This window comes from Azospira sp. APE16 (genome assembly GCF_047901315.1).
In the GTDB taxonomy this organism is placed as follows: domain Bacteria; phylum Pseudomonadota; class Gammaproteobacteria; order Burkholderiales; family Rhodocyclaceae; genus Azospira; species Azospira oryzae.
In genome coordinates this window covers 1,890,694-1,913,643 of sequence record NZ_CP179682.1, presented here as the reverse complement: position 1 = coordinate 1,913,643, position 22,950 = coordinate 1,890,694, and the positions used below count along the sequence as shown (strand labels likewise).

Sequence of the window (22,950 nt, the reverse complement as noted above, 5' to 3'; positions counted from 1 at the left end):
GCCCCGAAGGGGCCGAGCCGGTAGCCCTCGCGGGCGTGTTACTCGCTCTCCTATCGACTGGCCCCGGTTCCCGTCCGTGGGGCGTATCCCGGCGAGCCCAGGGGGGCGCTGTGGCGGTTCTGCTGTGATGGGTTTCGGGTTACCAGCGCCTGCTTTTTCAGCGCGACCGACTTTCCCCTGTATGCACAATAAAAAACCCCGGGGAGACCCGGGGTTATGCACAGGATTTGGGGATAACTCCCCATGACAGAATCCTAAATTATGCGATTCATAGATTGACCTGGAGAGAAGGAAACCGGAGTCCGCCCCACTAATTGCTAGATGCTTTCCTAGTGAAAACAGCGAATTTCAAAATAATACTGCTCTTGGCCACCTGCACCAAAGAATTAGTGGCGGTCATTGTCTGTCTGGTCATTCGAAGCCAGCCTTTAGTGTATTCAGCGGTCCACCCTTAGACTCATTGCTAACTCTGTTGTACATATGCACTGCTGACTACTTGGGTTAATGAAACGAAGGCTTCACCTACAAGACTCAGCCACCAAGAGGTTTCCTGCTTTTTCTACGTGGTTTAGCAACTTCGCTCTCGCCTGCCGGTGTGGGGTTCAACTGCTGACGCTCCTTCTCCAGGGAACTGACTTTCTCCTGACAAGCCTTTAGGTCTCGTTCCATCAAGGTCTTCTGGACTTCGCCTTCTGCCATGGCTGCTTGCAAGGATTGCGTCTGCTCGGTCTGCCGCTGATAGATCGCCCGCATTTCCTGAAGCGTGCCTTCGGCTATTCCTGCAACTTGACGGGCTTCTGCGAGTTCCTTCTGAAGGAGTCCCGCTTCGCTCCGATGCCGTTCTGCGGCTTCCATCTGATTTTTACGGAGTTGTGCTAATTCCGTCTGGAGCTTAGCGGATGCTGTTCGTTCGCGGTCAATCTCCAGCATCGCTCGTTTCTCGCCAGCCTCGTGACGTTCTTCTGATTTTTGCAGGGCTTGGCGCAGCTTTTCTAGTTCCACCGCAAAATCTCGCCGGGATTCGGCCAGCGCAGCCTCGAGGACCATTTGTTGACGTACGGCTGCCGCCAACTGTTCCGCCAAAGATGCCTTACCAGCTTGCTCTGCTGCCAGGTCGCGTTCCAATTGCAGGGCACGCTCCGTAGCCACCTGAATCGTGTGGTGAGCCAGCCCTAATTCTGCCAGTGCTGTAGCCCGGTCGGATTCCGCCGCTGCTTTCCCATTTTGGGCTTCTAGGACCGCGGCTTGCGCTTCGTTGCGGAAACCAGCCAGTCCGTCCTGGGCAGCCGCTTGGGCCTGTGTCCACAGGCTGGCCACAAGATCGCCGGCGGCTGCTTTCACGGCCTCAGGCAGATCGGGGTGCTCAATGCGAACTCGGCTTTTCTCGCGCAAGTCCTCCCAGAAATTCGCCAGAGCTTCCGCGGGGGCTGACATGCTGCCCTTCCGGACATACTGATACAGTTTGTTGGCGGTTGGCGTGATGCCATACCGGAAGAAAAGGACAGTGCACACTTCGCGGTACAGATCCTGCGTTTCAGGCGTCCGCTCGCGGAGGGCTTCGACGTCGGCGTGGATTTGGGCTTCGGTGCTAATCTTGATGACTCCTATGACTGTCGTCAGGCAACAATACCCAGCCAATCTTTAATAATACAACGTATAACGTTGTATATATTGCACAATCGGCATTTTATTTGACATTACGACTATAATGTCGAATTATTGCGACGTGATGGCGTTGAGGAAATACTGAGACCTTAATCCACGTTTTCAGGCCGAAAATGACTGATACCGCGCTCGCGCCGATTCCTGTTGAGCAGATTCTGTTGCCAGCTGACCTCGACGGCAGCCAAGGACGTAATCGTGCCGTTGGTTGGGTCGCTCAGATTGCCGCCTCCAATGATCTGCAGGCCATTCACGCCTGGTTGGCGCGTTTCATCGAAACCAAGACGACGTTCGACAACTACCGGAAGGAAGCTGAGCGCTTATTGCTGTGGTCAACGCTCCAATTGGGCAAACCCCTCTCCTCCCTGACCCATGAGGATTTCCTGGTGTACCAGCAATTCCTCTTGGATCCCCAACCGCGTGAAAAATGGGTAGCTGGCGGTGGTCGCAAGCATCCTCGGGATGATCCTCGTTGGCGGCCGTTCTATGGGCCGCTCTCGACGGCCAGTCAACGCCAGGCCATGATCATCTTGAATGTGATGTTTTCCTGGTTGGTCGATGCTGGCTACCTGGCCGGCAATCCCTTGTCCTTATCGCGGCACCGGGCACGTCGGGCCAAACCCCGAATTACACGCTATCTCGACCCAGACCTTTGGCAGGAATTGAAAGTCTTCATTGATAGCATGCCCCGAGAAACCGATCGCCAACGGGCCCACTATTTTCGCGTACGGTGGCTATTCACCCTCCTCTATCTAGGCGGCCTTCGGATCTCGGAAGTCGCTGAAAACACCATGGGCAGTTTCTTTTGCCGGCGCGACCGCGAGGGCGATGAGCGCTGGTGGCTGGAGGTTCTGGGCAAAGGCGACAAGGAACGCTTGGTGCCGGCGACCAGTGAATTGATGGTTGAACTGGCCCGTTATCGGCGTGAGATAGGCTTGGCGCCCTTCCCTAGCCCTAATGAGGATACCCCCTTGCTGCTGCCGATTGGAAAATCGCGGGATCCATTGACCCGGGCGGCGCTGCATTCGATCGTCAAGAAGATTTTCGAGGGAGCAGCGGAGCGCTTGCGTCAGCGAGGTGATGAGTATGTCGTCCGAGCGAATTTACTTGAGCGCGCATCGGCACACTGGTTGCGTCATACTGCCGGTTCGCATATGGCTGATCAGCAGATCGACTTGCGCCTGGTCCGAGACAATCTGGGCCACGAATCGTTGAGTACGACAAGCCAATACCTTCATGTGGACGATGACCGGCGGCACAAAGAAACGGAAGAAAAGCATCGCATACGATGGTAAAGGCGATAGCTGATTTTGGGCCATCCGATGACTATCTATCGCGCCGATCCTAGATACTACTTCCGCGTCGACGCCTATAAAATTATGTGCCCCGTACCCGCTGCCCCGGATGACGCACTAGAGATTGGCAGGGCACTTTACTCGCCAAGGGCGCGCTACCGGACCGCTCGTTAGCGGTCTTTCAATATCTGCTGCATGGTTGTTCGGGGCATCAACGCATTCTCTACATCAGGGTGCCTGGGGTTCTCTATTGAGCACGCCATGTATTGACAGCAGTCGGTCGAAAAATTCTGCAACGCATTGTTGAGCGAGCGGCCCAATCTTGCGCTGCTCGAAGTCGACGTCCAAAAACTCGTGCCCGCCGAACCGGTAGACCTCATATCCCGCCAGTCGCAGCCGACGATCTTCCGCAACCATCTCGGCATAGCGCTGCGCATTTGCGATAAAACGATCCGGCATCAGGGGATCGGGTTCGGCATAGTGCTGGCGGCCATCGATCTCGATCACGATGCGCATGCCCTGCTCCAGCATCAGCAGGAAATCCATGCGCTGACGCGCTAGGAATTGCTCGTCGCCGCGCTGCCGGCGGGTGTAGAGGGTCGGCCGGGATTCATACGAAATCCTCGAAAATCGCTTTTAACCGACGGATTTGATTTAGAAATTTTTGGCGTCAACTACTTCAACTGGTGGCGCCAGCCAGGCCTGTGGCTCAACAGCGGCGGATCAAATAACGTACCGCACACTACGTTGAACAATTGATTTGAGTTCATTAACCCACCACAGAATTCAGGCTCAGTCGCAATAGTTATTCCCGTCATTCGCGGGAAAATCCACGACATGAACGGACTTGTTGGATCAAGGCATGCTTGGATTTCATCTTGGCCGACCAGTTGAAGCTGGTCGCCTCCTCCGCATGAGTCTGGACTTTCGGTGAAGTAATCCAGATCGATATCGAGGATAGCCGAATCATATTTCAGCCCTGAAACCGCCTCTGTTAATTGCTCCACAGAGTCATAGCAGCAGACCAGGTGCTTCCGTCCGTCGACATCCACGAAGTCCTCCGGGCATTCATCACGCTGCTTCTGCACAACGTGAATGTCACCAATCAAGTTGAGGTAAGCCGCGGCCAGGATGTGACCATCGTTTAAGACATGTAGCTTATCCCAGCAAAAGTAACCGACAGCCTTATAGTCATCTGCATCAAGTGCGCTGAGCCACTCGCATTCGAGGTCACAGGGCGGAACAAGATCTTGATGCCAATCCAAAGAAATCAAGGCTGGCGGATTGGGCTGATCAGCTTGTTTGTTTCGCCATTTGAGCCAATAGAAGAAAGCGAAGCGATGGTCCTGAACGATCGCCACCTCGATGGCACGCTTCCGATCGACCGGATGAGCGATGACGTCGTAGTAGGTTCCCGGCGGTCGAATGCACTCGTTGGAATCCATGCCACCCTCTGTAGTCCGCTTTACTTATGAGCATAGTATCGTTGAAAGCATGTGACGAGGTGCCAAACTGCTGCTCGACAACTGATCCTCCTATTACTTTTTCGGTTCAAAGAGCGATTCTTGGTTCTCTGCACTTCCCTTGCGCTGTCCGCTGCCTTTCGTTGCGGGGGGCTGGCTGATAGTGATCCTTTGCAGGATTTGTTCTTGGCTGGCTAACACAGCTTTTGCTGCAGTCAGTTCAGCCTCCAGGCGGAGTCCGGCTTGATGTGTATCCTGCAATTTCTCTGTGTAGCTTTGGTTTTCCGCTTTCAGTTGATCAAGGTGGGTAGTGCTCTGGGCCAGACGCTCTTCCAGCTGTTGATTCTTCAGTTCGAAGACCGCCAATTGTTCCCGGGCGGTACGTAGCGGTCGAATTTCGGTTTCCAGGCGATGCAACTCGCTACGAAAATGGGTCTGCTCGCTGGAAAGACGGGCATTGTCCTCATGGCTGCGGATGAGTTCCTGCTGTTTCGCATTCACCGTTTCCTTAGCTCCACGCAGTTCGCCCTGCAAGAACTGAATCTGCTGTTCGAACTGCCGCTGATCCTGCTCACGTTGCTCCTTCGCCGCTGTGCGGAAATGCTCCAACGCCTCCCGGGCATGCTGATGCTTTTCTTCCAGCGATACGCGGTGCGTTTCTTCCTTTGCCAGTTGCCCCTCCATATCCTCGATACGCTGCATCATTTGCGCCCGAACGATTCTCTCTTCCTGAAGCGTGCTCCGGGTTTCGCTGTGGGCGGTCTTCTCTGCCGACAACTCCAATACCTGACGCTCAGACTGGCTGCGGAAGGAATCGACTTCATTGCGTAACGCGATGATGGTGTCGTTCAGTGCTGAAATTTCCGCCTTGTGCTTATCGGTCAGCGCCGCCATGCGCTGATCTGCTTCCAAATGCAGACGTTCGGCCAGTCTGGCTGACAGGTCTTGAATGGCATCACTGACCGCAACCTGGGTACCGGTATTCCCGCTTTCCTCTTCCTCGATCTCCTTGAGGTAGCGGTGAATCGTACCTTTGGAGCCCGTGTTGCCCAGTTCGCCACGGATGGCGTCAATCGATGGATAACGCCCCATCGCCAACAGGTTGTTACGCGCTCTGACGACTTCTGATTTGTAGATTCCGGCTCTGGCCATGGCATCCTCGAATTTCGTACCGTATTACGTAATACGATAGTACATACTGAATTGCCATGGCGCAAGGTGAGAAATTTACGAAATATATGAATTGATAATGGTTTGTTATTTGGTGTGATCGTGTTTTTTAGGAAACCATGACTCGGAAACCGTACGAAGCAGAGGAAACAGTTGCTATTCAGCCCCCCTCGCTCTCGAGTGGCTTAGCTCAGGCTGTGCCTGCGTGAGTATTCTCACCAAACCTACCACCCAGTGACGCAACAAGGCAGCCACCCTGCCTACTCAGTGCTTTCCAGAGATATTTGGCACCTATCCAACAAGTACTTTCCAGGCCCCAATACCACTAAGTAACATGCCCGAGATAGACAGATGATGTCTTTCATTCTAGTATCGCCCCCGTCATTGGGGAGTAGCCTCCCTCCATCTATTGGAGGGGCCCGTATCAACAGACTCGGTCTTCTGGCCGTGGTGCGGGCGGTTCCTGAACTTGGCAAGACCTTTGACCACATCGACTCGGAATGGCCGGGAGCGGTGTGGTCATTGGTATTTGTCCGGCCAGGGAGTCATTTTGGAAGCATTCCTCGTCTCAACGGGCATCGTAGCCCTGGCCGAAATCGGCGACAAAACCCAACTTCTCGCATTTCTCCTGGCAGCCAAGTTCCGGCGGCCAATCCCTATCGTCCTGGGCATTCTGGCGGCAACCCTCGCCAATCATGCGTTTGCCGGCGCGGTTGGTACCTGGATTACCACTTTGATGCCCCCCCAAGCACTTCGCTGGGTGCTGGGAGTCTCGTTTATCGCTATGGCAATCTGGACCCTCATTCCGGACAAGCTGGATGAGGAAGAAACCCAACTGGCCAAGATGAGTGTCTTTGGCACTACCCTTGTCGCTTTCTTCTTAGCCGAAATGGGCGATAAAACCCAGATCGCTACGGTCGCTTTGGCTGCCCAGTTCCAGAGTCTCGCTCTCGTTGTGGCTGGAACGACCCTTGGGATGATGATAGCGAATGTGCCTGCAGTACTCCTGGGAGACCGTGTAGCTCATCGAATCCCTGTACGCCTGGTTCATGGCATTGCAGCAGTCATTTTTGCCATCTTGGGAGTGGCTACGTTGTTGGGTGCAGGAAACGCATTTGGGATTTAGTACATAGATGGTTTAGGGCAAGGCCTGGATTCATGGTCCGGACTTTTTCGCGATGTTCGAGATGGATATGTCGCACCTATCCTTAGTTTGTAATGCTCATTCTCTAGCTCGCTGGCAGTCTGATACGCCATTCAATGGCAATGTTGGGATGCGCCTTCTGGCGCCACTAGGAGGCAAGATTTATGCGAATACTCACTTGCGACTGCTTAAGGAGGTCAATAAGTCCTCGGGGCTGAACACAAAAAACCATCATAAGTACAGGAACCGCAAGTTTGTGGAGCGAGGTGCTCCACATGCACTCCGGCTCAGTGACGGTGTTCGTGGTGCATGTCAGGAAAATGCGGGTGGCTGTGCTGCAGTGTCCTGTGGACATGGCTGTGACGATGGCGGGTACCGGCCGCCACAGGCGGGTCATGGGGATGGTCGTGATGGGGATCGTCGCCATGGTAGTGGGTGTGCTCGTGGCTGCCAGACTTGTGCACATGGGGGTGCTCATGGCGCTCGGTCAGGTGCAGCCATACCCCCAGCAGCATCAGGGCACCGGCCAGGGCGAGTTGGGGAGTGACAGGCTCCTGCAGCAGGGCGATGGCCAGCAGCGTGCCGAGAAAGGGGGCTACCGAGAAGTAGGCACCAGTACGTGCCGTCCCCAGGTGGCGTAGGGCCACCACGAACAAGATGAGGCTGGCGCCGTAGCTGGCCAGTCCCAGGAACAGGGCTCCCGTAACAATGCCAGGAGCCGGCCACGGAGCATGGAGCGCCAGGGCTAGCGCTAGGTTGGTGGCACCTGCTGCCAGCCCCTTGGTCATGGCGATAAAGGAAGCATCGGCTAGGGACACCTTGCGCGTCAGGTTGTTGTCCACCGCCCAGGCCAGGCAGGCACTCAAGACCAGCAAGGCGGCCTGGCTGCCGGCGAAGCTGGCCTCCCCTGGCCAGGACAGGACCAGGGCGCCGGCAACGATGGTCACCATACCAAGGGCAACCCGACGGTCAAAGTTCTCATGGAAGACAAACCAGGCCAGGAAGGCGGTGAATACTCCCTCGGCATTGAGCAACAGGGAAGCACCGGAGGCCGGCATCCGCGCTAGGCCGAGTAGCAGCAAGACCGGGGCCACCACGCCGCCGGCCAGGATGGCTCCGGCTAGCCAGCCCCACTCGAGTCCTGGCAGGGACACCGCCGGCACCCGCCAGAGGCGGCGAAGCAGAAGGAGACCAAGACCTGAGCCTAGGTACAGCAGGGCCGCGAGTAGCCAGGGGTTGGTATGGACCAACAGCAGCTTGGCCAATGGGGGGCTGGCACCGAAAAGGAGCGCCGCGATCAGAGCTGTGGCGATACCCCCCATGTCGACCTGCTTCATCAGGATTGCTCCCGATCAGTGGTCTTCAGATGGCAGGTGCAGGTCCCTGATGAGTAGCCTATATCCGCCATCATTAACTGCGCCCCCAAAAAAAGTTCACCCGCTACTCTAAAATAGATTTTAAAACTAAATTTATAACCGAAATAGCGAGTTAAAAAATTTGACAATGCGAATCCATCGCTCTTCCCGCCAAGTAGCAAAAATCAATAACAACAAAAATATGAGCAGTGCTAGAACCCCTACGACAATCAGCAAAAAACCATCATCCTGCCGCATATGGTTGAGCATGTGACAAATACTTCGATGCAATCGATTTACTCTCTTTCGCCAGAAATAAATTCACTAAATTACTATTTCAGATTCCTAAGCAACTCAGCCATATCCTTGAACTCACCTCCGACACGATCCAAAGTGAATTGGTACATAACAGCATTTTCAGCAAAGTGTTGTCGTTCAATATCCATTTCAACAGTATTGCCATCAGCACTGCTTTGATATGGAACGCGATATTTTAAATTAAAAGTATTAACCTTATTTAAGGTGACTCCTGACATGTGGCTAGCGCTTGATTTTGCTAACGCCATTGAATCGCGATTCATTACACCAATTGACTCATTAATTTCAATATCTTGAGCCTTATACCCAGGGGTATCGGAATTAGCAATGTTTGAAGCAATTAATTGTTGCCGATAGGCTCGTATACTCAGCATATTCTCCTGAAAGTCAGATTTTCCGCCACGTGCGTTATTATTGCTTAAAAGGCGCGTAGAATCAGGAGTGTTGTTTTTCAATTTTTGTGTATCACTAGGATTATTTATTAAGTGATAATGCTCTAATATTTTTGAAAAGCTTTGGTGAGTATTGTATTTCTCATTACTCCCCTCTTTGGTAGTTGTACCTCTAAGAGGGAGTGCAATAGAATTTAAATTTGGAATATCCACCATATGCAATTATTTCTCCTAAATGTGGAATGTTCATAACAAGCCATCTTTGTTATGCCTCATTTTTACTGTTAGGATTTCTATGCTTCCTTGGATGCCTTTTCAATCGGTTAGGGAGGCTTTTTGCATATGACTTTCTTTTGTTTCTTTTCTCTAGATGCCTCTCTATTAAAAAACGACTGACAAAAAATAAAAGCACCAACGCCACAAAAATTAAAGGGCCGTCGTGGAATAATTCAGAATGGGAATTATGAAGCATCTTATGACTAGCCTAGCCCTATTCAGAAAAATGCCAAACGCTTTTTATAGTCATGCTTTAGCACTACGTCTTTGCAGATAAAGGTTGATTAGATGGAATAGTGTCCAGCTAGCCACATGACGAACTGGACACAGATTCCACTAAAATGAGTAGTTAATTTTTCGAACTGTCAGGAACAGATGCGAAGTCAATTTCTTCGGCATCTTTTCCATGGACAAGGCGATAGAGGAGAGGCAACACAAGAAGCGTCAAAGCAGTCGACGATAGAATTCCACCAATCACTACAGTCGCAAGCGGACGCTGGACCTCTGCACCAGTTCCTGTGGCAATTGCCATTGGAACAAAGCCAAGAGAGGCAACCAGGGCTGTCATCAACACAGGACGCAAGCGGGTCAATGCGCCTTCATGAATTGCTTCATCTAGAGTTCGCCCCTCCTCTCGCAGGTTTCGAATAAAGGAAATCATCACTAGGCCGTTCAATACCGCCACACCGGACAGCGCAATGAAGCCGATTCCTGCAGAGATTGAAAGCGGGATATCCCTCAACCACAGCGCCACAACCCCGCCAGTTAGCGCGAATGGAATGCCGGTAAACACCAGTAGTCCATCCTTCACATTGCCAAACATGGCGAACAACAGTGTGAAAACCAGCAGCAATGCGACAGGGACCACAATTTTTAGGCGTTGGGAGGCCGATTCCAGTTGCTCGAAGGTTCCACCCCAAACGGTCCAATAGCCAGCCGGTATTTTTACCTCGGACAAACGGCTTTGTGCCTCGGAAACAAATGAGCCGATATCTCGCCCGCGAACGTTGGCGCTGACGACCACACGGCGCTTGCCATTCTCGCGACTAACCTGATTGGGGCCCGGTGCTAAATCTAAGCTAGCCACCTCCCCCAAGGGGATGTACGTCGTACGCCCTTCCATTCCACTTACACCGGCACTCACTCTCGGTAGGGCAATTGGAAGACGTTTCAACGACTCGAGGTCTGATCGCAGCGTGTCAGGCAAACGAACAACAATGTCGAAGCGACGATCTCCTTCAAACATCGTTCCGGCTTCTCGACCACCTATGGCAGTAGAAATCGCATCTTGGACATCACCGATGTTGAGTCCATAGCGAGCGGTCTTGTCCCGATCAATATTCACCGTCAGCATGGGCAAACCCGTGGTCTGCTCAACCTTGACTTCGGAGGCACCGGGAAGCTTTTCGAGGATGGCGGCAATTTTTCCTGCCGTATCGTTCATGACCTCCATATCGTCACCAAAGACCTTGATGGCAACGTCACTGCGGACCCCTGAGATTAATTCGTTAAAACGCAACTGGATGGGTTGAGAAAACTCATAGGTATTGCCTGGTAACTGGCCTACGCTCTTTTGAATGGCGGCCAGCAGTTCATCTCTGGTTTTTTTAGGTTCTGGCCACTGAGCTTCAGGCTTTAACATGATGTAGCCATCTGAGATATTAGGTGGCATTGGGTCAGAGGCAATTTCAGCCGTCCCGGATCGAGCAAATACACGCTCGATTTCCGGGAAGTCTGTCTTTAGCTGCTTTTCCAGTTGCTGCTGCATTGCAACTGATTGAGATAGGCTGGTTCCCGGGATGCGTAGTGCCTGGATTGCGAAGTCGCCTTCATTAAGGCTGGGAACAAATTCACTCCCCATGCGGGTTGCAAGCAGACTGGAGAGAATCACCATTACGGTGGTAAAGACCAAAACGACCGGCTTGTTTTCCATGACATAGGCCAGAGCAGGCTCATACCAACGCTTGGCCATCCGCATCAGGATGTTCTCCTTCTCCGCGACCTTCGTGCCGATGAACAATGCAACCGCTGCCGGAATGAATGTGACGGATAGGATCATGGCGCCAACCAGAGCAGTCACTACGGTGAACGCCATAGGATGGAACATCTTTCCTTCGACACCGGTGAGGGCAAATATCGGCAGATATACGATCATGATGATGAGCTGGCCAAATAACAGCGCTCGGCGTGCTTCCTGAGATGCGGCAAAGACCTCATGGAAGCGCTCCGTCCGAGTTAGCGGCCGCCCGTGACGTTCCTGTGCATGAGCTAGGCGACGAACGCAGTTTTCCACGATCACAACTGCGCCATCGATGATGATCCCGAAGTCGAGAGCCCCTAGGCTCATCAGATTGGCACTGACGTGGTAGGACACCATGCCTGAAAAGGTGAACAGCATGGAGAGCGGAATCACCATTGCTGTGATCACTGCCGCCCTAATGTTCCCCAAGAACAGGAACAGGATGGCGATAACCAGGATTGCTCCCTCCAGAAGGTTCTTCTTGACGGTATTAATCGCTTTGTCTACCAGAACAGTCCGGTCATAGACGGTTACTGCATGGACACCTTCAGGCAAGCTGCGGTTGATTTCAGCCATCTTCTGATCGACAGCTCGTGATACCGTCCGGCTGTTCTCACCAATCAGCATGAATACGGTGCCAAGTACAATTTCCCGGCCGTTATCCGTTGCAGCACCTGTACGGAGCTCTCGGCCGATACCGACTTCCGCTACATCACGAATGCGGATCGGGACTCCCTGAACATTGCCGAGAATGACGTTCCGGATATCCTCAATGGTTCGTACTTGTCCTGGTGCTCGAATCAAGTATTGCTCACCACGCTTCTCTATATAGCCAGCCCCGACGTTGCCGTTGTTGCGGTCAAGAGCTGTAACTACGTCTTGAAACGTCAGCCCATAGGAAGCCAGCTTCTCTGGGCTGGGGGCAACCTGGTATTCCTTGGCAAAACCGCCAATCGAGTTGATTTCGGTAACCCCTGGAACATTGCGCAATTGCGGCTTGATGATCCAGTCTTGGATTTCGCGCAAATCAGTCGGCGTATAAGGCGTGCCATCTGCTTTCTTTGCAGCATCTTCGGCTTCAACAGTCCAAAGATAGATTTCCCCAAGGCCAGTTGAGATGGGCCCCATGGCTGGAGCAATTCCAGCCGGCAACTTCTCCTTGGCCTCTTGAATGCGCTGATTGACCAGTTGGCGGGCAAAATAGATATCCGTCCCATCTTTAAAGATCACGGTTACTTGAGACAATCCATAACGTGACATGGAACGGGTCTGCTCCAGATGAGGCAACCCGGCCATGACGGTCTCGACCGGGTAGGTCACCCGTTGTTCCACCTCTAGCGGCGAATAGCCGGGAGCAGAAGTGTTGATCTGAACCTGGACGTTGGTGATGTCCGGTACCGCATCGATTGGGAGACGCTGATAGTTGTAGATTCCAAGTCCAGCTATCCCAAGCACGGCTAAGAGGACCAGCCACCGGTTCTCAATGGCAAGTCGAATGATGCGTTCAAACATGTTGTCTTCTCCCGGCTCAGTGGCTATGTTCGGCACTGCCCTTGCCGAGTTCAGACTTCAATACAAAGCTACCGGATCCTGCATATGGGGTCCCCGCCTTTAGGCCACTAAGCACCTCCACCAACTTGCCGTCAGAGCGTCCCAAGGTGACAGGTTGTGCAATAAAGCCATCCGCAACTCTGGTGAAGATGATGGATTTGTCTCCGATCATCTGAACTGCATCAGCCAGAACACTCACCGGAACATCCGCCTCACCTGAAACGACTTCCACATTGACAAATAGGCCTGGGCGCCACGCCATATTTGGATTGGACAGGGTCACACGCGCCTTGGCTGTACGGGTATCCTGCCCAAGTAGAGCTCCCACATAGGAGATGCTGCCTTCGGCTTTTGAGTCGAAGGCAGTGGCCTTGACTATGACCTTTTCACCAACACGAACTATGTTCAGATCCTTGGCCGGAACCACGATTTCTGCCCAGACGGAAGATAGGTCAGAGACCGTAAAAATACTGGCATCTTCCTTGACGGCCTCGCCGAGTGCGATGTGCTTCTCGACGACCATGCCATCAAAAGGAGCCCGGATTTCATAGCGATTGAGGCTCCCCGATACGCTTGAGCCGGCTCCCAGGGCAACCAGCTTCTGCTGGCTGTTCGCTACGGAAATTTCAGCTTCCCGCAGTACTTGCTGTGCTTGAAGGTAGTCTTGCTCCGCCGAAATCTTTTCCTCCCAGAGCTTCTTTTCCCGCTCATAGGTGGACTTAGCCAGAGTTAGGCGTTTCTGAGCAGCTAACAACTCGCTACGTTGCTCGGAGAGTCCCGTGCTCGCGATTACGGCTAGCACTTGTCCACGCTTGACTGGTTGCCCAAGATTGGCAGGAACGCTCTCTACAACACCGGCTAACCGCGGTACGACGTGCGCAGTCCTATCTTCATTGAAGCGAATCTCTCCCGGCAATTTCGCAGAGGTTCTAATTTTTGCAGGGGCTGCCTTCTGAATAGAAATACCGGCAGATCTAACCTGCTCTTCCGTCAGTTCGATTTTTCCTTCTTCCTGTGTATACATAAACCGGAACGGAGCATTTCCTAGCCTAGCAACAATTGCTGCCTCAAATACATGAGGTTCTGCGATCGGGCTTGTGCTTTTCAGGTAGTCCTTTTCTGACTGGAAAGTGATCTCCTGCTTTTCCCCATCTGGCCGTGTCAGAGTCACTGAAACGTTAGTGGCAGTTGGTACCAACGGCTTGTCTTGTTTGAACAGCCAAACCCGGAAATGCGGCTCTCCCCCCTCTTCAGCCAATAGCAATTCCAAACCGAATCCATCCTCGGTAAACAACTTACCCCCATGGACTCCAGTTTTTGGGCTGCCTTCATGATGTTCTGCATCGCCGTGCTCCTTGGCGTGGTCATGGCTATCGCCAGCCTTTTCACCATGGTGCTCGGCATCGGCATGCCCCTTGGATTCCTCATGGTTGTTATGCTCATGCTGTTCTCCGGCCGGCTTGGACGGACCGGATACCAGGATCCATCCACCGGTAATCAAGCCCAGGGCCACAATCACAGCAATGGTGACACCCTGCTTTTTAGGGATATTCAACGCGTTCTTTTTAAAATTGATCTTCACAACTGGCTCCTACGGACGGCTAGGTACGACGGGCGATATTGAATTGGTGGAACCAAGGACACGCTCCAGCTCTGCGGCAGTCCGGTGGGCCTCGGATAAGCTTCTCAGGTACTGAGCTCTCGCCTGGAAAAAGGTCCGTTGAGCATCCAGGACTTCCAGAAAGCTAAATTTCCCAAGCTCGAAACCCTTGCTGGCAGCCTCATAAGCACTGCGAGCACCAGGTAGGATTTCGCTTTGCAGGGTTTGCGCTTCGACGACGAGTGCCTTTAGACGCTCCTGGTTTTGCGCAATCGCGGTGCTTAAGCGGATTTCTGTAGCACTGAGGTCGTCTCGTGCCTTGTCGGCTCGTCGAAGCGCTTCGAGCAGGTTGCCCTGATTGCGATCAAATATCGGGAATGGGATTGAAACGCCAACAATAGTCTGATCACGCCCAAGATCTTCAGCTCGCTTTGAGCCCACGCTAATAGTGACATTGGGTATCTGGCGGGATCGCTCAACGTCGGCAAGTGCCGCGAAGCGATCAGCCTCATGGCGGGCTCTGACAAGTACGGGAGAATTATTCAGACGCTGCCCGATCTCTTCGGCTGGAAATACTTCCGGCAAGATGTCAGTTTTCCCTTCAGCCTGCTCAAAGCGCGGTGCTGTGCTTCCCCATGTTGCTGCTAAGCGGTTGCGCGCAGTGATCAGGTCACCTTTGGCTTGATTCATCTCAACCCGAGCGGCTGCCTCTGCAACACGGGCCTTGGTTTCTTCTACCGGAGAGATTTTCCCAGCGATAACCCGCCGTGATGCAGCCTGAGTAGCTCGCTGAGCGAGATTGAGCAAATCCTCAACTTGTCGGACTCGCTCTTGTGCGACCAAAACGTCAAAGAATGATCCAACCACGGTCGCTCTGACATCCAAGCGCTTGGCAGCTAAGTCAGCTGTCGCCACATCCCTTCCCCGTTCAGCAGAGGCAATTCGAGCTGCACGCTTGCCACCTAATTCAATCAATTGATTGATCTGAACAGTAGTGGTACGGGTTGTCTTGTTTTGGGTATCTTCAACTAAGGTTGAAATATCTGGGTTTGGCAGTATGCCGGCTTGAACCACAGTCCCTTCTACGGCACGCAATTCGTTGGCCGCGGCAGATAATTCGGGATTGAATGCCAGGGCAAGATTAATTGCAGCAGCGAGATTCAAGGTACCTGTTGGTTCCTTGAGAGGAGTTGGCGCGGCGGCACTCAATGACGGTGATTTCTCCGTCTGCGCCCAGAGATGGGTGCTAGTAAGCACCATAACTCCGAACAGGCCTCGGACCAGTAATGCGGTAATTGTGACTCTTGGGTACATCCGATTCTCCAGTGACGAAAGACACATAGGGAATCGGCGGGGCGCCATCCGGTAAGCGGCATGGCGAAAGTAGCAGCTGATGCTGCTACAGACAGGTGGGCAACAACAACCCAGCCCCGCCGATTAGGCGGGGAAGAACCAGTTGGGACGTTCAGGTTGGTCGCCGTATAGCGACACCTGGTAATGAAGGTGCTGCAGGTGTTCTGTCACAATCTCAGCTATCGGTACGACCGTGGTCGTACTTGTCATAGCCGCAAGACAACCTGCATGGCACACCGCACAATCATTGTCGGCGTTGACAAGCGATCCCTTGGCATCTTTGGCAACATCATTGGCCTGATGCTTGTGCTCATGGTGACCAAAATGCTGAGCGGTCTGATCGGTTTCATGCAGACAATAGGAAGCCGCCATCGTCCAACTGAATTGGAGCGGTAGGAACACCAGGAGAAAGATGGAGAACCAGCGGCGCATGGAAGAAATCTTAACAGAACCGGGAGTACCCCAGAAGCGAAGTATCGAAGAGAGTTTGATGGCCAGCCCGAGCGCAGAGGGCGCTATTAAAAAAGTTGATGGCCAAGATAAGATTGCCTCTTGGCCATCACTTGAGCACAGCCCTGAATCTTAAGAGCGATACAATTCGTCACGCTGCTTCCGCTCTTCCGGGCTCATCTCCAGAGAGGGTTTCGGCGTCTTGTGGTCGAATTTATCAACATCTTGCCATTTACCATCACGATAGGCATATTCGTGCTGAATAAGCACCCACCCCAGTTCACCACCCACATAGCGATATTGACCATCAGCACTGACAGGATTGCGTTTGAACTCATCCAGTTCCTTCTGGACTTGTTGAGTCGCTTGGCCACCAGCACTGTGCGACGGGTAGAACGCAGTAGAACCACCAGCACCACTGTGGATCACGGACTCCGCAGATGCCATTCCCGATGCGCCAAAGCCGGCGCAAAGAATGGTGATGGAAAGTACTTGTTTGGTTTTCATGTCAGGTCTCCTTTTACCAAATGTCGTTTCAATAGATTTTTGCCATGCCAGTCAGTTAGCTGGCATGGCTCAACTATATGAAATGACCTCTGACAGAAGCCCAACAGGAAGTTTACAAAATTGACATCATTCGATTCGTGAAGAAATGAAACTACTGGTTATCGAAGATGAGAAAAAGCTTGCCCAGTATCTGCAGAAGGGATTGAGTACCGCCGGCTTCGTCGTGGACCTTGCTCACGATGGCATTACTGGGCTTCACATGAGTCTAGAGTTCGATTACGCGGCCATCATCCTCGACTCCATGCTACCCGGCATGGATGGGCTTTCAATATTGGCCGCTTTACGCACCAAGAAACAAACACCGGTCTTGATGCTGACCGCGCTGGGTAAAGTGGAAGACCGGGTTACCGGTTTGCAGGCCGGTGCCGATGATTATCTGGTTAAGCCATTTGCCTTTTCTGAGCTGATTGCCCGAATCCAGGGGCTGCTACGCCGGTCTGCGCCGCAGCAGCCGGACGCCCAGTCGAACCGTCTGATATTGCACGATCTTGAAATGGACCTGGTTCGTCGTAAGGTTCTCAGGAACGGTCAGCGTATCGACCTGAGCGCCAAGGAGTTTCTGCTGCTTTCTCTATTTCTCAGGAAACAAGGCGAGGTGCTGTCGCGAACCGAGATTGCCGAGCAGGTTTGGGATATGAATTTTGACAGCAACACCAACGTAGTCGAAGTTTCAATCAAGCGACTTCGCGCCAAAATGGATACACCTTTCGAGACGCCGTTGCTGCACACCGTACGCGGCATGGGTTACATCCTCGAACTACGCGAATGAGACTAAAAGGATGAGCAACCCAACGCTGAGTGGTCGCCTCATACGCTGGCTCGCTTCGCTGAGTTTGGGGGTCCTGGGATGTTTGTGCCTCGGCGTTTATTTCTCGGTCAAAGCCAACCTTGAAGCACAACAGGATCTGCGTCTTGAAAAGCTAAGTACGGCGATTCATCACCTGTTTGAAGAAACACCGGCACACCGGCAACCAGGGGCGCTTGAGCACGGCCTAGAAGACCTTCTGAAAATCAATCGGGACTCCCATCTCAAGTTAATCGATCGGCAGGGTGGGGCCCGCTTCATTTCGATGCCGAGTGCATGGCCATCAAAAGCTCGTTTTTATTCGCTTGCGCTCCCCGACAAAGCCCAGAGGACAAATTTCTCTGTTGCCGAGTTGGCGCTCGATATCGCACCCGATGAGGCGATTCTGGATCGCCTCGCAGCCATCCTCTGGGGTGCTGCATTAATCGGAAGTACCGCAATCACACTAGGTGGCTACCTGATCGTTTATTTGGGACTGGCCCCCATTCGGACGCTGGCTGAGCAAACGCACAGCCTCGCGGTCCTTTCCCTCGACAAGCGGCTAGAGACAGAAGGGATTCCTGCCGAGCTACAAATCCTCGTCGATCAATTCAACGATTTGCTGAACCGATTGGAAAAAGCTTATCAACAGCTTGAAGGGTTCAATGCCGATGTGGCGCACGAATTGAGAACCCCATTGGCGAACATCATCGCCAGTAGCGAGTTGGCCTTGCGTGGCAACGACAAGGACGAGCACCTGCGCGATTGCATCGGTTCGAATCTCGAAGAAATGCACAGGCTGTCGGGCATCGTAAATGACATGCTATTCCTGTCACATGCCGACCGGGGTGCCAAAGCCCGGCGGGTTCCTGTTCCAAGCCTTGCCCAACTCTGCACCGAAGTAGCTGACTACTACGAAGCCGTACTGCTCGATTCCGACCTCAAATGGTCTATCGAAGGTGATGCATCAGGACAGTACGACACGGCACTGCTGCGGCGAGTTGTATCCAATCTTCTGAATAATGCGGCCCGGCATGCCGATCACGGAAGTTCAATCGTGATTCGTATTGCTATGGAAAATAACGGACAGGTCAAGCTCTCGGTGATCAACCGAGGTGAGCCAATTCCAGCTATGAGCCTGGCTCATATCTTTGATCGTTTTTTCCGCGTAGATGCATCGCGTAGCCAAGGCCATCAGAATCATGGACTGGGCCTCTCCATCGTTAGCGCAATTGCCCGGATGCATGATGGGAAGGCTTTTGCAGAATCCTCCCACGGCAAGACTGAAATAGGCGTACGGCTGGCCTGCTAATGGGATCCCGCTGTCGACCACCAAAGGGGCTTTAGTCTTTGGTTTGCGGCACTGAGGTTCGTAACATACGTAAACCGTTCGCAACGACCAGTAGGCTGGCTCCCATGTCGGCAAACACAGCCATCCACATGGTTGCACTTCCAAAGAGTGCCAATCCCAGAAATACAACCTTGATTCCTAACGCCAAGGAGATGTTCTGCCAGAGTACGGCATGCGTACGTCGCGACAACCGAATCGTTTCCGGAATCCGCCGCAAATCGTCATTCATGATCACCACGTCGGCAGCTTCCATGGCCGTATCCGTTCCGGCGGCCCCCATGGCAACACCGATATCGGCTCGAGCCAAGGCGGGCGCATCGTTGATACCGTCGCCGGTCATCGCAGTCGGCCCAAGGCGGACCTGCAGTTCCTCAATCGCGGCCAGCTTGTCTTCCGGAAGCAGATTTCCTCGTGCATCATCGATGCCAGCCTGGCGGGCAATACTGGCCGCAGTCGCCACGTTGTCGCCGGTGAGCATGACCGATGTGACACCAAGGCGATGCAGATCAGTGATCGCTTCCCGAGAACTCTCCTTGATGGTGTCGGCTACCGCAAAGATGGCCAGGACCCGATCCTCGGTAGCCAGCAGGGTAGCCGTTCGCCCTTGGTTTTCATGAACGGCTAGACGCGCCTCAATCTCCGGGCTGCACAACCCGCGATCCTCGATAAGACGGTGGTTGCCCAGTATCAAGGTATATCCATCCAGGCGGGCTTCTATGCCGCGCCCGGGAAGAGCTGTGAAGTCAGTAAGGCCATTTTCGGGCAGCTTTAGGCCGGCAGCGATAGCCTTTGACACAGGATGATCCGAATGACCAGCCAAGCTGGCGGCCCAGGAAAGAACCTTCATCTCCGGTTCAGAGGAGGTCAGCACCTCCTTAGCCACTAGCCGAGGCTTGCCTTCAGTGATAGTGCCTGTCTTGTCGAGAGCGATTGCACGCAGTTTGCGGGCCTCTTCCAGATAGACGCCACCTTTGATCAGGATACCGCGCTGAGCGGCTGCGGCTAGTCCGCCGACAACTGTAACCGGCGTAGCGATGACCAGCGCACAGGGACAGGCAATCACCAGGAGAACCAGCGCTTTGTAGAGCGCCTGTGTCCACGTCCAGTCGAGCAGCCAGGGACCTCCGGTGGCCACTGCTACGGCTATCACAAAGATTGTCGGCGTATAGATGGCGGCAAAGCGATCAACAAATCTCTGGGTGGGGGCCCGCGTGCCCTGAGCTGCCTCCACGGCATGGATGATGCGTGCCAATGTTGTGTTATTGGCGGCAGCCGTCACCTCAAATTCCAGCGTGCCGGTCTCGTTGATGGTGCCGGCAAAAACAGAATCGCCGGTGGATTTGTCTACCGGAATGCTTTCGCCGGTAACCGGCGCCTGATTGACTGCGCTACTGCCTCCCGTTACCCGTCCATCCAGCGGAATGCGGGCACCAGGCTTTACCCGCGCCTGCGCTCCGATGACAACCTTGTCGGCCAGAGTTTCCAGCCAGGAGCCGTCGCTCTGGCGAATCTCAGCGGTTTCCGGGGTCAAGGCGAGCAACCCTGTGATGGCGTTGCGTGCCCGATCAACGGAACGGGCCTCAATTAATTCGGCGATAGAGTAGAGCGCCATGACCATGGCAGCCTCCGGCCATTGACCGATTAGGAATGCACCGGTCACAGCGACACCCATTAGGGCGTTCATGTTCAATTGCCCCCGGCGCAATGCGGCCAGTCCTTTGCGATAGGTGGAAAATCCGGAGAAAGCTATGGCAGCCGCGGCCAACGCCATCCCCAGTCCTTTGAACGGCAGGGTATCGGGTGCGAAGAAATCCAACGCCTCGGCACCGATAGCCAATACCAAGGCGATGAGCGCCTTACCGATCTCGCCGAGGCCCGTTGGTGTTTCGGTCTTCTGCTCCATTCCGATGGGCTGCACTTCGAAACCAAGCTGGCGGATAGCCTGTAGGGCGCTTTCCAGGGGAGGCTGCTCTCCGTCGATGGTCAGGGTCCGGGCCTCCAGTTCGAAGCGTAGTGACCGAATCCCCTCGATTCCTGCTAATACCTTGCGGATATCGTTTTCTTCATTCGGGCAGTCCATGGCGGGAATCCGAAAAACTCGCGTATTCCCCAAAGAGGTGGATATGGCGACATCCGACATATCCTGAATAGAGGTCGTGCCGGCTGCACAGTTACCTGAACATGCGCAACGTTCAGATTCATTGGATCGGTGTTTTTCGGCATGGGTGAGCATGACAATCTCCTAGTTGTTGATGCCATTAAAAACCCTTGAGTCACTACAAGGTCAAGCGGCTACAATAAAAAGGGCCAAGGAGAAGGGCATGTTGGAGTTCCTGAAGATATTGAGTCTTTTCATCGTCACCGCGCTGGCTGAAATCGTCGGTGGCTATCATCGCGCTACAGCCGAGCAGGGCTTGATAGGCGAACTAGGGAGGCTGCAATGAAAATTGGCGAACTGGCGCGTTTGGCGAGAAGTAATGTGGACACAATCCGCTACTATGAGCGCGAAGGATTGCTAGCAGAGCCTGGGCGGAGCGAGGGGAATTACCGTATCTATGGGTCAATGCACCTGGAGCGACTGACGTTCATTCGGCATTGTCGTGGCTTGGACATGACACTTGATGAGATTCGAACACTGCTGCACTTCAAGGAATCGCCAGAAGAAAACTGTGGTGAGGTAAACCGCTTACTGGATGAGCATATCGGGCATGTCGTCCGTCGAATTGGTGAACTCCAAGTGCTGGAAAAGCAGCTTCTTGAGCTGCGCAGCCGTTGTCCCGACGACCATCGCCCCTCAACTTGCGGGATTCTTGAAGGACTGTCTCAATCAGGAATCGGCGTGGAGCCGACGGGAAATCACATATCCGGCGTACACGGTACCGCATTAAAGTCCCCCAAGGTATAGAGGGATGAGCCAGGTCGATCTCTACCTTGGCGCGGCCGAACGGGCCAATACCCGGCGCAGCTATGCATCAGCCATCCAGCACTTCGAGATTGAGTGGGGAGGCTTGTTACCGGCAACTATCGACTCGATTGCCCGCTACCTGGCTGCGTATGCCGAATCACTATCACTGAACACACTGAAGCACCGCCTTGCGGCGCTGTCCCGCTGGCACCAGGATCATGGCTTTCCGGACCCGACCAAGGCTCCGAAGATTCGGCAACTCTTGAAGGGCATTCGGACCCTGCATCCGGCCCAGGAAAAACGGGCCAAGCCGCTGGAACTGGAAATCCTCCACGGTGTTACCGACTGGCTGACGACGGCCACGGCTGCAGCTGTCCGCCAAGGAGATACTGCCGGCACCCTGCGACTTATGCGGGATCGGGCCCTGGTTCTCCTCGGGTTCTGGCGCGGGTTCCGCTCCGATGAACTGGCCAACCTTCGCATTGAATTCATCGAAATCAAACCCGGTGAGGGGCTGACCTGCTTTTTGCCCCGCAGCAAGGGGGATCGCAACCTGGAAGGCCGGAGCTACTCTTGCCCAGCCTTGTCCCGGCTGTGTCCAGTCGAGGCGGTCAAAGACTGGCTGGCCTTGTCCCAACTGATAGCAGGGCCGCTATTCCGCAAGATTGATCGCTGGGGGCACCTATCCGAGGCCGAACTGACCCCGAGCAGCATCATTCCTATACTTCGAAGGTTATTGAGCCAGGCAGGTGTGGCCGATGCCGACGCCTTCAGCAGCCACTCGCTGCGCCGTGGCTTCGCCCAGTGGGCGGGCATGAGCGGCTGGGACCTCCGGGAGCTGATGAATTACGTGGGCTGGCGTGATGTGAAGGCTGCCATGCGCTATCTGGATGGGGTCAGCACCGATCAGAAGGCGCGTTTCGAGCAGGGCTTGGATCGGGTGCTCCCAGAAAAGCAGCCTGTTTTGCCCCCGCAACTGCCAAGCCTACCCAAGGTCGCCCTCACAACGATCGAGGTTTCCATCGATCTGTCCGCCTTCAACGGCGGTCGACGCGGTGTCGCCAATGCCTTACGGGACATGGCGAGTACCTGCCTTGCCCGATTTCAGGCGCAACCGCTGGACCAGGATGGTCATCGATATCAAATCTCCGTCCCGACCCCATCGACAGATGTCCTGGACGATCATCTCTACGCATTGCTCGATGAACTCCATCGTATTGCCGACACCCGTGAGTGCTTTCTGGAGGTAGTCTGCCGCGATCCGGCTACTGGCAGGCACTGGGATTGATGCTAC

At 53.9% G+C, this 22,950-nt stretch carries 19 protein-coding genes and 1 riboswitch; of the genes, 7 read left to right on the top strand and 12 right to left on the bottom strand.

Translation table 11 applies throughout. The features are described 5' to 3' along the window. Window positions 1–531: 531 nt before the first annotated feature. Window positions 532–1,512, bottom strand: a complete 981-nt coding sequence (locus ACLSSQ_RS09125; protein ID WP_157870638.1) for a DNA-binding protein — start codon at window positions 1,510–1,512, stop codon at window positions 532–534. Window positions 1,513–1,778: 266 nt separating this feature from the next. On the opposite strand from ACLSSQ_RS09125, the gene ACLSSQ_RS09120 reads away from it, so the two are divergent. Further along, on the top strand, window positions 1,779–2,957 hold the full coding sequence (locus tag ACLSSQ_RS09120) for a tyrosine-type recombinase/integrase (RefSeq protein ID WP_014237655.1): 1,179 nt from the start codon (window positions 1,779–1,781) through the stop codon (window positions 2,955–2,957). Between the two features lie 228 nt (window positions 2,958–3,185). Here ACLSSQ_RS09120 and ACLSSQ_RS09115 read toward each other — a convergent pair whose 3' ends face one another. From ACLSSQ_RS09115 to ACLSSQ_RS09105, 3 genes are all read right to left on the bottom strand, one after another. Next, window positions 3,186–3,503 (bottom strand): hypothetical protein, encoded by a 318-nt coding sequence (locus ACLSSQ_RS09115; RefSeq protein WP_043798269.1) that lies wholly within the window; start codon window positions 3,501–3,503, stop codon window positions 3,186–3,188. A gap of 128 nt (window positions 3,504–3,631) precedes the next feature. Beyond that, the gene (locus tag ACLSSQ_RS09110) at window positions 3,632–4,402 is read right to left on the bottom strand and encodes a hypothetical protein (protein WP_416242515.1); all 771 of its coding nucleotides are present in this window, start codon (window positions 4,400–4,402) and stop codon (window positions 3,632–3,634) included. 93 nt (window positions 4,403–4,495) lie between these two features. After that, window positions 4,496–5,572 carry a DNA-binding protein gene (locus tag ACLSSQ_RS09105; RefSeq protein ID WP_416242514.1) on the bottom strand — a complete coding sequence of 359 codons (1,077 nt, stop codon included), beginning with the start codon at window positions 5,570–5,572 and terminating at the stop codon, window positions 4,496–4,498. Window positions 5,573–5,964: 392 nt separating this feature from the next. Continuing rightward, a riboswitch (yybP-ykoY riboswitch) is annotated at window positions 5,965–6,137 on the top strand. 3 nt (window positions 6,138–6,140) lie between these two features. Between ACLSSQ_RS09105 and ACLSSQ_RS09100 the strand changes: the two genes are divergently transcribed. Continuing rightward, complete coding sequence (locus ACLSSQ_RS09100; RefSeq protein WP_152089182.1) at window positions 6,141–6,716, top strand: TMEM165/GDT1 family protein; 576 nt, start codon at window positions 6,141–6,143, stop codon at window positions 6,714–6,716. Window positions 6,717–7,021: 305 nt separating this feature from the next. On the opposite strand, the gene ACLSSQ_RS09095 is transcribed toward ACLSSQ_RS09100, so the two are convergent. The 7 genes from ACLSSQ_RS09095 to ACLSSQ_RS09065 all read right to left on the bottom strand — a co-directional run bounded on the left by ACLSSQ_RS09095 (window position 7,022) and on the right by ACLSSQ_RS09065 (window position 16,556). Beyond that, window positions 7,022–8,071, bottom strand: coding sequence for a DMT family transporter (locus ACLSSQ_RS09095; RefSeq protein ID WP_152089181.1), 1,050 nt, complete (start codon window positions 8,069–8,071; stop codon window positions 7,022–7,024). Between the two features lie 350 nt (window positions 8,072–8,421). Beyond that, the gene (gene flgB, locus ACLSSQ_RS09090) at window positions 8,422–9,015 is read right to left on the bottom strand and encodes a flagellar basal body rod protein FlgB (protein WP_416244289.1); all 594 of its coding nucleotides are present in this window, start codon (window positions 9,013–9,015) and stop codon (window positions 8,422–8,424) included. Window positions 9,016–9,424: 409 nt separating this feature from the next. Beyond that, on the bottom strand, window positions 9,425–12,607 hold the full coding sequence (locus ACLSSQ_RS09085) for a CusA/CzcA family heavy metal efflux RND transporter (protein ID WP_152089180.1): 3,183 nt from the start codon (window positions 12,605–12,607) through the stop codon (window positions 9,425–9,427). A 16-nt stretch (window positions 12,608–12,623) separates the two neighbouring features. Further along, window positions 12,624–14,228, bottom strand: a complete 1,605-nt coding sequence (locus ACLSSQ_RS09080; RefSeq protein WP_314624382.1) for an efflux RND transporter periplasmic adaptor subunit — start codon at window positions 14,226–14,228, stop codon at window positions 12,624–12,626. A gap of 9 nt (window positions 14,229–14,237) precedes the next feature. Continuing rightward, window positions 14,238–15,503 (bottom strand): TolC family protein, encoded by a 1,266-nt coding sequence (locus ACLSSQ_RS09075; protein WP_416242513.1) that lies wholly within the window; start codon window positions 15,501–15,503, stop codon window positions 14,238–14,240. A 180-nt stretch (window positions 15,504–15,683) separates the two neighbouring features. After that, window positions 15,684–16,031 (bottom strand): cation efflux protein, CzcI family, encoded by a 348-nt coding sequence (czcI, locus tag ACLSSQ_RS09070; protein ID WP_152089178.1) that lies wholly within the window; start codon window positions 16,029–16,031, stop codon window positions 15,684–15,686. Between the two features lie 150 nt (window positions 16,032–16,181). Beyond that, complete coding sequence (locus ACLSSQ_RS09065) at window positions 16,182–16,556, bottom strand: hypothetical protein (RefSeq protein ID WP_152089177.1); 375 nt, start codon at window positions 16,554–16,556, stop codon at window positions 16,182–16,184. Window positions 16,557–16,701: 145 nt separating this feature from the next. On the opposite strand from ACLSSQ_RS09065, the gene ACLSSQ_RS09060 reads away from it, so the two are divergent. After that, entirely contained in the window at window positions 16,702–17,385 is a 684-nt protein-coding gene (locus ACLSSQ_RS09060) for a heavy metal response regulator transcription factor (RefSeq protein ID WP_152089176.1), read from the top strand. A gap of 10 nt (window positions 17,386–17,395) precedes the next feature. After that, complete coding sequence (locus ACLSSQ_RS09055; protein WP_152089175.1) at window positions 17,396–18,712, top strand: heavy metal sensor histidine kinase; 1,317 nt, start codon at window positions 17,396–17,398, stop codon at window positions 18,710–18,712. Between the two features lie 31 nt (window positions 18,713–18,743). Here ACLSSQ_RS09055 and ACLSSQ_RS09050 read toward each other — a convergent pair whose 3' ends face one another. Next, window positions 18,744–20,984, bottom strand: a complete 2,241-nt coding sequence (locus ACLSSQ_RS09050; protein WP_416244271.1) for a heavy metal translocating P-type ATPase — start codon at window positions 20,982–20,984, stop codon at window positions 18,744–18,746. Window positions 20,985–21,072: 88 nt separating this feature from the next. Here ACLSSQ_RS09050 and ACLSSQ_RS09045 point away from each other — a divergent pair, with 88 nt between their 5' ends. From ACLSSQ_RS09045 to ACLSSQ_RS09035, 3 genes are read left to right on the top strand one after another with little or no spacing between them, the layout of a single operon-like run. Then, window positions 21,073–21,195, top strand: a complete 123-nt coding sequence (locus tag ACLSSQ_RS09045; RefSeq protein ID WP_275888327.1) for a hypothetical protein — start codon at window positions 21,073–21,075, stop codon at window positions 21,193–21,195. Continuing rightward, complete coding sequence (gene cadR / locus ACLSSQ_RS09040) at window positions 21,192–21,656, top strand: Cd(II)/Pb(II)-responsive transcriptional regulator (RefSeq protein ID WP_205230656.1); 465 nt, start codon at window positions 21,192–21,194, stop codon at window positions 21,654–21,656. The genes ACLSSQ_RS09045 and cadR overlap by 4 nt, the downstream gene beginning before the upstream one ends. Window positions 21,657–21,660: 4 nt before the next feature. Next, window positions 21,661–22,944 carry a site-specific integrase gene (locus tag ACLSSQ_RS09035; protein ID WP_416244270.1) on the top strand — a complete coding sequence of 428 codons (1,284 nt, stop codon included), beginning with the start codon at window positions 21,661–21,663 and terminating at the stop codon, window positions 22,942–22,944. Window positions 22,945–22,950: the final 6 nt, after the last annotated feature.